Below are 9,749 nucleotides of genomic sequence, written 5' to 3'. Positions count from 1 at the left end.
AAGATAGGACCGAACACGTCCTTCAGCGCTATCTGCATGTCTTCCTGCGTCTTCGGCTGGTATTGTTCCATGATGAGCTTGGCGATTGCCTGGCCTTTCTCACTCGGGTTTCTACGTTTCTTCATCAGTGCTGTACTCAATTCCTTTCAACCTGCTTTCTGATAGTGTACCGCACCTCGACAAAAAAATGAAGTGCGTAAGTTAGTAAATTGGTTACCGGTAACTTACACACTTCATTTTACACTCCCGGGTATGAAGGAAGTATTGCCCGTGTTTATTTTTCTGCTCTTGGACACTTGGTTCCCAAGGAATTTGCTTTTGAAAAAAGGACGAGGCAGCCGCCTTTAGATTCTTTCAATACTATGCTCAGTTTTGGCTATACGTTATTGATGTATGATATATATACGGCTATTTCTAATCAAGGACTGCATCCGTATTTTGGTTTCCTTCATGCACTCAAAAATCATCATCCCGCATTGGCATCAGATCTCATGGAAGAATGGCGTCCGGTATTAATAGATAGTATGGTCCTTTCACTTATTCATCGGCATGAAATCCTTCCGGAGCATTTCCAACATGGAGAAGATGGCGTAGGGATATTCTTGACCCGGGAAGGCCGTAGTAAATTCATTTCCGCCTATGAGAAGCGATTGCGCGCTGTAAATAAATATGGTGAAGAGAAGCAATCATATCGTAAAGCATTAGAAACACAAGCCGGAAAGTATGCGCAGGCATTGATGGGCGAAGATGCAACTATCTATCATCCTGTGTATATACGATGAGGTGCAGGATATGGATGATACTCAAGAATATGAATTTATCTCAACAACCAGCAAGCGTTTTATTATTCTGATTATTTACGATATCGTAGATAATAAACGTCGCAACGCCATGGTCCATTTTTTGGAAAAATATGGCCTGCGTGTGCAAAAATCAGCATTTGAAGCATATGTAACAAAAAATAAGTATGAAAAACTGGCTCAGGAAAGCAGTGAAATTATTGATACAGAAACAGATTCGTTACGGATTTATTTGTTAGCAGATCACACGTCTGTTCGTTCCTGGGGTATTGGGGATACTCATACAGAAGATGTAATTATATTTTAAACCAACCGTTAAATAGCAGAGGACGGTATCCGGAATTACAATGAAAAAAACATAAATAATAGTGAGGAGAGAATATGAAACAAGAAGAATTAATTGAAAAAGCAGCTCTTCTTCATGATATCGGTAAAGTGTATCAGAGAGCAATGCATATCCGTAAAAATCACTCTCTAATAGGAAAAGAAGTATTGATGCCGTATTTTTCCGATGGGTATGAAGAGATACTTCGAGCTGTCAAAAATCATCATCGTACGGAATTGGAACAATTCAAAGGTCCGGATAACGATATTAGTTATCTTATTTATGAAGCAGATAATTTAGCAGCTGCTTCAGATCGTCGTACGTCGGTTCCCGAAGGAGTCGAAGATGAATCATCGGGTATGCGCTTTATCCCTACGACGCCCTTACATAATATTTTTAATGTCTTTGATCAACAGGGCGCTATAGGGGATACGGCATACCCCTTGCGAGGCATGGATGCAGAAGGAAAAATGCTGTATCCTGTTTTGCAAGAAAAGATTCAGGCTCCGTCTGCCATGTATCAAAAGATTACGCGGGAATTAGATTTAAGTTTTAAACAGCGTTCACCAGCAGCCATGACCATTAATGAATTATTGCAGCTTTTGGAAGCAACGATGACGTATATCCCATCCAGTACCAATACCAGTGAAGTCTCTGATATATCACTGTATGATCATCAGAAATTAACAGCGGCCTTTGCGGCCTGCATGTATCGTTTTTTTGAAGAACGGGGCATTACGGATTATAAAAGCTATTGTTATGGAAATAAGAATGCGGCTATGCGTAACGCACCGGTTTATGTATTGGTATCCGGTGATATGTCAGGAATTCAAAAATTTATTTATACCATTCCTTCTAAAGGGGCACTTAAAAGTTTACGTGGTCGTTCATTATATTTGGATTTGTTGTTAGAAAACATTGTAGATGAATTATTGGTTGCCTGTGGTGTAAGTCGTAGTTGCTTGCTATATACGGGTGGCGGGCATTTCTTCATGTTGTTGCCAAATACAAAAAAAGTGCAGGACATCCTTCGAGATTATACGATAAATCTGAATGAATGGTTCTTGCGGCATTATGGCAGCAGGTTATATATGGCACTGGCCTATACGCCTTGTTCGGCCACGGATTTTTCAAAGGATGGCGGTGGTGCCGGAAACGTTTTCAGGACGGTGAGTCATACGCTAAGCCAAGAAAAACTATGTCGTTATACTGAAGAACAATTACAGAAAATGTTCTCACCGCAAAGTATGTATAATAAGATAGTGGATGATAAACGGGAATGTGCTATTTGCCATGCGTCGACATCAGCCGCAGAATTACAACCGTATGGTGAGGCTAATGTCAAGGACGAAAAAACACAGGAACAAGCTTGTAGGGCTTGTAATTCCCTATACCGTTTAGGGCAGCGGGCATTACAGGGAAGTATATTCTGTGTACGCACAGAAAAATCGGCAGAAGCCGTCCCTATTCCCGGCTATGGGAAAGATTTGTATCTGACAGCCATATCTGAAGACCAGCTGAAACAATCAGTTGTGCCTAAGCGTTTATATATTAAAAATGAATTAACCTTGGGTAGTGAAGTAGCAACCCATTTATGGATGGGCGACTATATTACTAAAAATGCAGACGGTCATCCGCTGGAATTTAAAGAACTGGCACAACGCAGCGGCGGTGATACGGAGTCATCGGGAATTGAACGAATCGGCATCCTTCGTGCCGATGTGGATAATTTAGGGACCGCGTTCATTAAAGGTTTTTCTTCTCAATATGATACGTTATCGCGAAAAGCGGCACTGTCACGAAATTTATCATTATTTTTTAAACGGTATATTAATGATGTCTGTCAGGGATATACTGCTGATACGAAATTGGGATTCACATTGTTTCAAGATGAAGTGAAAACCGCCCGACAGGTCCATATCATCTATTCCGGTGGCGATGATATGTTTCTCGCCGGCGCTTGGGATGATATCATAGAAGTAGCCATTGATTTACGTCATGCGTTCCAACATTTTACGAATGGGAAATTGACTTTTTCAGCTGGTGTCGGGTTATTCCATCCAGATTGCCCGATTTCTCAGATGGCACGTAAAACAGGCGATTTGGAAGAGTATGCGAAAGATAATCCGCAGAAAAACAGTATTGCTCTTTTCGGAGAAGTCATGAAATATAATGCATGCACAGAAGACCAGCAAACGGCCCGATATACTTGGGATGAATTTGAAACGAACGTTTGTGGAGAAAAACTCGGCTTTTTGCAAAATCATTTTGTTATGAATGGAGAAATGACACAAAATAAACTCTCCATTGGAAAAGGTGCAATATATCGTTTGTTAGGATTAATGCGTAAATCTGCTCAGGATGCAGGACATATTAATTTGGCTCGTTTTGCGTATACATTAGCCCGTATGGAACCTGCTCATGCGGACAGAATAAAAAAACAGTGTTACGAAGAGGTACGTAAACAATTATACGAATGGTATCAATCCGAAACGGATTGTCAACAGCTGATAACAGCTATTGAACTTTGGGTATATCGCCTGCGAGATAAAGGAGTGTGGAATCAATGAGAGATATAGCAAAAGAAGCAGAAACGGTAATAAAAAACTTGAAAAGTCATAATAATGGAAACATTTTTTTAAAAACAAATCAAATACGTAAATTCCTGACGGCAGTCAATGCGATTACCAATAGGGTAGATGTTTACAAGGCCAAAAATTTACAAGCAAATATTTTACCAGATGACCTCGCCAGTGAAATCAAATTTTTAAAAGTAAAAATTGCATACCAGGTTGGACGTGAGTCGGGATATCAAAGACCTGTTACGAACTTTGTACAGGAAGCGCATATCATGGAACGTATCGATGAAATAGGCACAGATATGGGGAAATACGCAGTATTTGCACAATATATGGAAGCATTAGTAGCATATCATAAATATTACGGAGGCAAAGACTAATATGGCACAGGAAATTTTGAAAGGTAAATTAAAAATTACAGCAACACTCCATTTGCAAACCGGTCTCCATATTGGCGGTTCCAGCGAATTTGCGCCGATTGGTGCTGTTGATAGCAGTGTGATACGGGATCCGTATAGCAAACAGCCTATTATTCCGGGTAGTTCCCTTAAGGGAAAAATTCGTTCTCTTCTCCGCCGTAATGAAGGAACAGTAGACAGTAATAATGAAAGCAACTGCTTAAAACGCTTATTTGGTGCGGCTGGTGATGAAGTATTGCCATCCAGATTACAGTTTTTTGATATCAAGATGACCTCTAATAGTGTCGAAGAATTAGAACATCTGGATATGGATACGTACTTAGGTGAAATAAAATTCGAAAATACAATCAATGCTATTACAGGAGCGGCGAATCCTCGGCAAATCGAACGCGTACCGGCCGGAGCACGTTTTATATTTCAACTGGTATATAATATTACCGATGAAACACAAATCAACGAAGACATGGAAAAATTATCGGAAGGCATCCAGTTATTACAATGGGATTATCTGGGTGGCAGTGGCTCCCGGGGATACGGACGCGTAGTTTTTAAGGATTGGCACGTTGACAGTTTCGGTAATGCAGGTACTAAAGAAACTGAACTGGCAGCATCTGTACAGCAACAACTGGAAAGAAGCGTTGGCGTATGAAGTATTTCTTATATCAACTAGTATTTGATACGCCTGTTCACTTTGGCAGTACGGAAGAAGGCGGAAAGCTGGAACAAAGTGATATGACCTATCGGTCGGATACATTGTTTAGTGCTTTATGTTGCGAACTGGCTGCTATGAATGATGAAAGCGGAATTACACGACTGTATCAGGCAGTACAAAAAGAACAATTCGTTTTCTCTGATTTATTTCCCTATAAGAATATGGCGAGTGATTACGCATTTTATCTTCCCAAACCCATTTTAGCAGTGACAGAAACGGAACCAGAATCAGAACCAGAACCAGAACCATCTTATGAAACTGTTCGCAAGCAGGCCATCTTACGAAAGAAGCAGAAGAAACTGCAATATATCCGTGTTTCTCAATTAGAAAAATATATACATTTTTTGCAATCCGGAAAATCTAAACAATGGGATATTCCCTATTTTGGTCAAAGTGATTTGGTGACGCGTGTAAATTGTTTGGATAACGAACCAATGCCGTATTATGTCAACCAATTTACATTTGCTGCCGATGCTGGATTATATGGTATTGTCGGTTATGAACAAGAGGAAGATCAGGAATGGATTTGTCAGGTCTTGCAAGAAGTAGGGCTTACCGGTATCGGTGGCAAGCGCAGCAGTGGATATGGAAAATTTCATTTCTTAGATGATCCGATTCTCATGGATGAACAGGAGGGGGTATATGATGATGATCGTCAACTATATCAGTTGCTTACCGAACAAAAAGCAAAACAGTATATGAATATATCAGTCTTATTACCGAACAAAGATGATATACCTATTGTCAAAAAAGGCCAGTATAAACTTTGCAAACGCAGTGGATTTCTATCACCGGACGGTACCACGGCCAAAAAGAAGAACGATGTGTACATGATTGCATCCGGCTCGTGTTTTCCCATCAGAATACAGGGCGAAATCGCAACGCTTTCGGATGCAACGAATCATCCCGTTTGGCGATATGGAAAAGGATTATATGTGGGGTTGATGGTATGATAAACAGCACAAAATTTGAACATAAAGAATACGAATTGACCTGTATTGCGCCTGTTCATATCGGCAACGGGGATGTGTTAAAAAGCTATGAATATGCGTACATTAACAATAAGGGAAATCGAACTGTTTATTTTTTAGATAAGATGAAGTGGGCAAAATTTTTATTGGAAAGTAATTTATTAGATACGTATGCAGCGGAAGCCGGAAGAGGAAAAATGATTTTAATCGACTGGCTAAAACGGCAGCGCTGTGTCCATAACCCAGAACAACTTCTTAAGCAATTGGCTATTTCCACGGCAGAGGCGTATCCACATACAGAGGTTAAACGGACATTGAATGATATAGCGCGCCAAGCTAAGAGTGTACAGGGAGTACCCTACATTCCCGGCAGCAGTATAAAAGGAGCGATCCGAACGGCAATCCTGCATCATCTGATTCAGAAAAATCCGGAATCCTATCGCAGTATTTGGCCGGAAGTAAAGCAAGCCATCCAGTCACATCGGGGGCGAAAAATTTCCAGTCAACAATTGGAACATATTGCTTTTACGAAATTGCCGACAACTGGTCGTCCTGATGATGCTCTCCAAAGTGTCATGAAGGGAGTATCCGTAAGTGATGCTGTCCGGATTGATCACAAAAAGAATACGGTAATTATCCAAAAACTCGATGTCTCTAAAAAGCGAGGCGAAAACAATAACAGTCATTACATTTCTTTGTTTCGCGAATGCATTCCGGCAGGGACTAAGCTCCATTTTTCTATTACAGTGGATACGGAGATAATGAAATACATCGGAATTTCTTCTATTGAGGACCTTTGGAAATGGTCCAGAGATTATATTGAAGAAGGGTTGTCCATGCAAAAAAAAGTCTTTGACATGAACAGAGACTATATCCCAGAGTTTAAGGAAAGTGAACTAGCCGATGTAGTACTTGGTGGCGGTACCGGCTTCTTATCTAAGACGGTATATTATGCACTAGCCTCTGATGCAGAGGGAAGACAAGTGTTGGCTCAATTTTTTGATGATATATTTACGACGAAAGATCGACGGACGCATATGAAGCAGCCGGCTCATCACCATCAACAAGATGATGATAGGCTGACCCCACGGACGCTAAAATTGGCAATGACGGAAGGAGAGCGCTGGATTATGGGACTGGCTTCCGTTAAAGAGGTAAGATAATGTTAGCAACTATTGAAGTAGTTTTAGAATTTCCTAATCATGAAAAAATATATCCGGCAATGGGCTCCATTATGCATGGAGCCCTGATGGATTCTCTGTCGCAGGAAACGGCAACATACTTCCATACGATGTCATTGCGTCCGTATAGCCAATGCATTCGCTGGGATAAAGAATCACAACAGCCAATCTGGCGAATTGGAACGTTGACTGATTATGCTTTTACGCAAATCATGGAAGCACTACAATCTGTGTCGCATATCTATCTCAAGCAAAAAGGGTATGCGATACAAGTGCAACGTATCACTGTAAAGAAGCAACTATCGTATGAAGAACTGGCTCGCTCTTTTTTACAGGCAGAAAGTCCTCCTTCCGGAGCAGACTATGAATTTTTGACAGTTACCGGATTTAAACAGGCCGGGCGTTATGTTATTTGGCCGAACAATCAACTCATGTACCAAAATTTACTCAATCGTTGGAATACCTTTTCTCCCCATGTGAAGCTTGAAGCTGAAGCGTTAGCGGTCCAATTAGATGCACATTGTCGGCTGATGAGATATCAGTTGCATTCGCAGGCATTTCCCATAGAAGGGCGTTTGGTATATGGATTTTCCGGTTCGCAACGGCTAACATTTTATGGATATGATATGTTGAAGCGATTGCAGGGACTACTGGCAATATTTGCGGAGTTTTCGGGTATAGGCATAAAAACGGCGTTGGGAATGGGCGCTGTTCACACGCACGTAATATACAAGGAGATATTGTGATGAAAATATTATTTACACCAGCAGGTGATACGGATCCCGTACGAGGGTATTACGATGGTGCTATGCTGCATATCTTGCGTCATTATGGGGCAGATAGAGTCATTGTATTTTTAACGCAGGATATGGAAAACAAAGAAGATACCATGAATTGTTATACAAGGGGCATTCAATCACTGTTGCCAACATGTCCCATTACCTATATCAGGAGCGGTATTACCGAGCCTCAAAATTATGAAAAATTAGTTCAAATCCAAACGGAATTTGATAAGGCATACAATCAGTATACCGATGCAGAATGGCTGTTGAATATTAGTTCTGGGACACCGCAAATAAAATCGGTCATGTCATTGTTAGCATTAGATTATCCCAAAGCAAAGGCTATACAGGTGGACAGTCCGGAAAAGAGCTCCAATCGAAAAAATCATCCTTGTAAAACGGTAGACGAGTTGGTCGAGATGTTAGATGTAAATGAAGATAATGATCCTCAAGCACCCAATCGGTGTTCAGAACCGCCATTGTTACTACTGAAACGTCATGGTCTTCGGTTGCAAATAGAATCTTTGGTTCATCATTATGAGTATGACGGAGCACTCCAACTAGTAAGGCAAAACAAAACCTTGTTTTCTGAAGAAACGATAAATTTATTGCAACATGCAGTCCATCGTAGTAATCTGCGCTGGCATGATGCGAACAAGGTGGTCGCAAAATATAAGCAGCAACCACTCATGCAACATCCCAGCGACTTCTCTGAATATTTTCAGGTGATGGAATTACGGCAGAAAAAGAAACAACTCCCGGATTTCATCGTAAAACTGTCGCCTATCCTTATGGGGCTGGGATCTCAATATTTATCACAAATGCCTGGATTTCAATTGGATCATTGTGGGAGAAAGAACGATAAGAATAAAGACAGTAATTCATTTTTTATTCTCCGTGCTAAAATGCAAGAACATTATCCTCGATTATTAGCGTATATAGAAAATGAATTAAAAAAACGGTTACGTGATGGTCCACTATATTTCAACACGATTGTATTTATTTGTCAGTATTATAAAGAAACACAACTGCATGATGATAAAAACCATGCAGAAATCACGGATATATTCATATGCCTTCGCAGTATAGAAGAAAAAATACGCAATCCATTGGCGCATACGATTACCAACATAACGGAAGGTAAACTGCAAGAAATTACGGCTGCGGGAATTCAAAAAGGAATGCGGTCACCTGATATCCTGCGTCTTTTGCATCAGGCGATACGACGTATTCAAGGAAAGGATGTACATTGGTCCTATGACTATTTAAATACCTGTATCATAGATAGTCTGCACAGCATATAATCAGATGAAAACTGCCATCTAATACACTGTTGGAGTGTAGTGGTTCACCTTTTCCGGCGACATTTATCCGTTGAATCTTTTGTTTCCAGTCCTTGAAATATTTCTGGTCTAAGAAAAAAAATTTACTAAGCTGAAAATTCGGGAGTGTATAATAAACTGTGTAAGTAAGTCAGCAACAGATTAAATGATACTCCCCCTCGGGGATGTCAAACACATGCGGAGGTAATAATTTTATGTCAAAGAAACAGCCCACACGGGGTGAATCCCTTGCTAAAGCCATTATCAGTGAATATAAGCCAAAGACTGTTGAAGATATGCAAAACGCTCTTAAAGATGTTTTCGGGCCTATGTTTGAGGCCATGCTGAATGGTGAAATGGAAAATCATCTCGGCTATGACAACAATGAACGTGGCGAAAAGGAAACAACGGGGCTATGAAGAAAAGTCTGTAAATAAGGTCTTCTATGATAGTTAATAAAGAGTTAATAAATCGTCATTTTGCTAGAACTATCATGCCAGTAATCTGTCAGGGTACATGATGACCAGTTCGCCTCTCACCTTTCCCCAATTCCGAAGCGGCATGGTCCATTTCTTGGCAGCTTCGAAAGTGGACAGGTACAACGCCTTGAGCAGAGCCTGTGAACTTGGGAAAACACTTCGCTGACGGTTTAAGCGGC

Annotated in this window: 9 protein-coding genes and 1 pseudogene; all 10 read left to right on the top strand. The window is 40.6% G+C overall.

Going from position 1 to position 9,749, the window contains the following annotated elements:
* Nucleotides 1–209: 209 nt before the first annotated feature.
* Nucleotides 210–782 (top strand): CRISPR-associated endonuclease Cas1, encoded by a 573-nt coding sequence (gene cas1 / locus AB840_RS14130; protein ID WP_072061868.1) that lies wholly within the window; start codon nucleotides 210–212, stop codon nucleotides 780–782.
* Nucleotides 783–792: 10 nt separating this feature from the next.
* The gene (gene cas2, locus AB840_RS14125; RefSeq protein ID WP_048515487.1) at nucleotides 793–1,107 is read left to right on the top strand and encodes a CRISPR-associated endonuclease Cas2; all 315 of its coding nucleotides are present in this window, start codon (nucleotides 793–795) and stop codon (nucleotides 1,105–1,107) included.
* A gap of 74 nt (nucleotides 1,108–1,181) precedes the next feature.
* Nucleotides 1,182–3,695, top strand: a complete 2,514-nt coding sequence (gene cas10 / locus AB840_RS14120; RefSeq protein WP_048515486.1) for a type III-A CRISPR-associated protein Cas10/Csm1 — start codon at nucleotides 1,182–1,184, stop codon at nucleotides 3,693–3,695.
* Nucleotides 3,692–4,084, top strand: coding sequence for a type III-A CRISPR-associated protein Csm2 (csm2, locus tag AB840_RS14115; RefSeq protein ID WP_048515485.1), 393 nt, complete (start codon nucleotides 3,692–3,694; stop codon nucleotides 4,082–4,084). Before cas10 ends, csm2 begins: the two co-directional genes overlap by 4 nt.
* 1 nt (nucleotide 4,085) lies before the next feature.
* Nucleotides 4,086–4,772 (top strand): type III-A CRISPR-associated RAMP protein Csm3, encoded by a 687-nt coding sequence (gene csm3, locus AB840_RS14110; RefSeq protein WP_048515484.1) that lies wholly within the window; start codon nucleotides 4,086–4,088, stop codon nucleotides 4,770–4,772.
* The gene (gene csm4 / locus AB840_RS14105) at nucleotides 4,769–5,788 is read left to right on the top strand and encodes a type III-A CRISPR-associated RAMP protein Csm4 (protein ID WP_048515483.1); all 1,020 of its coding nucleotides are present in this window, start codon (nucleotides 4,769–4,771) and stop codon (nucleotides 5,786–5,788) included. Before csm3 ends, csm4 begins: the two co-directional genes overlap by 4 nt.
* On the top strand, nucleotides 5,785–6,969 hold the full coding sequence (gene csm5 / locus AB840_RS14100) for a type III-A CRISPR-associated RAMP protein Csm5 (protein ID WP_048515482.1): 1,185 nt from the start codon (nucleotides 5,785–5,787) through the stop codon (nucleotides 6,967–6,969). Before csm4 ends, csm5 begins: the two co-directional genes overlap by 4 nt.
* The gene (cas6, locus tag AB840_RS14095) at nucleotides 6,969–7,733 is read left to right on the top strand and encodes a CRISPR system precrRNA processing endoribonuclease RAMP protein Cas6 (protein ID WP_048515481.1); all 765 of its coding nucleotides are present in this window, start codon (nucleotides 6,969–6,971) and stop codon (nucleotides 7,731–7,733) included. Before csm5 ends, cas6 begins: the two co-directional genes overlap by 1 nt.
* Entirely contained in the window at nucleotides 7,733–9,073 is a 1,341-nt protein-coding gene (gene csm6 / locus AB840_RS14090) for a type III-A CRISPR-associated CARF protein Csm6 (protein WP_048515480.1), read from the top strand. The genes cas6 and csm6 overlap by 1 nt, the downstream gene beginning before the upstream one ends.
* 233 nt (nucleotides 9,074–9,306) lie before the next feature.
* Nucleotides 9,307–9,498, top strand: a pseudogene (locus AB840_RS14085) (IS256-like element ISBsu2 family transposase); the annotation flags it as partial.
* Between the last annotated feature and the right edge of the window lie 251 nt (nucleotides 9,499–9,749).

The organism is Megasphaera cerevisiae DSM 20462 (assembly GCF_001045675.1).
GTDB lineage: Bacteria > Bacillota > Negativicutes > Veillonellales > Megasphaeraceae > Megasphaera > Megasphaera cerevisiae.
This window is presented reverse-complemented; position numbering and strand designations above follow the sequence as displayed.

Coding starts and splice junctions, on each gene's coding strand:
- csm2 (WP_048515485.1), top strand. CDS start 3,692: ATGAGAGATATAGCAAAAGAAGCAGAAACGGTAATAAAAAACTTGAAA.
- csm4 (WP_048515483.1), top strand. CDS start 4,769: ATGAAGTATTTCTTATATCAACTAGTATTTGATACGCCTGTTCACTTT.
- csm3 (WP_048515484.1), top strand. CDS start 4,086: ATGGCACAGGAAATTTTGAAAGGTAAATTAAAAATTACAGCAACACTC.
- csm6 (WP_048515480.1), top strand. CDS start 7,733: ATGAAAATATTATTTACACCAGCAGGTGATACGGATCCCGTACGAGGG.
- cas10 (WP_048515486.1), top strand. CDS start 1,182: ATGAAACAAGAAGAATTAATTGAAAAAGCAGCTCTTCTTCATGATATC.
- cas2 (WP_048515487.1), top strand. CDS start 793: ATGGATGATACTCAAGAATATGAATTTATCTCAACAACCAGCAAGCGT.
- csm5 (WP_048515482.1), top strand. CDS start 5,785: ATGATAAACAGCACAAAATTTGAACATAAAGAATACGAATTGACCTGT.
- cas6 (WP_048515481.1), top strand. CDS start 6,969: ATGTTAGCAACTATTGAAGTAGTTTTAGAATTTCCTAATCATGAAAAA.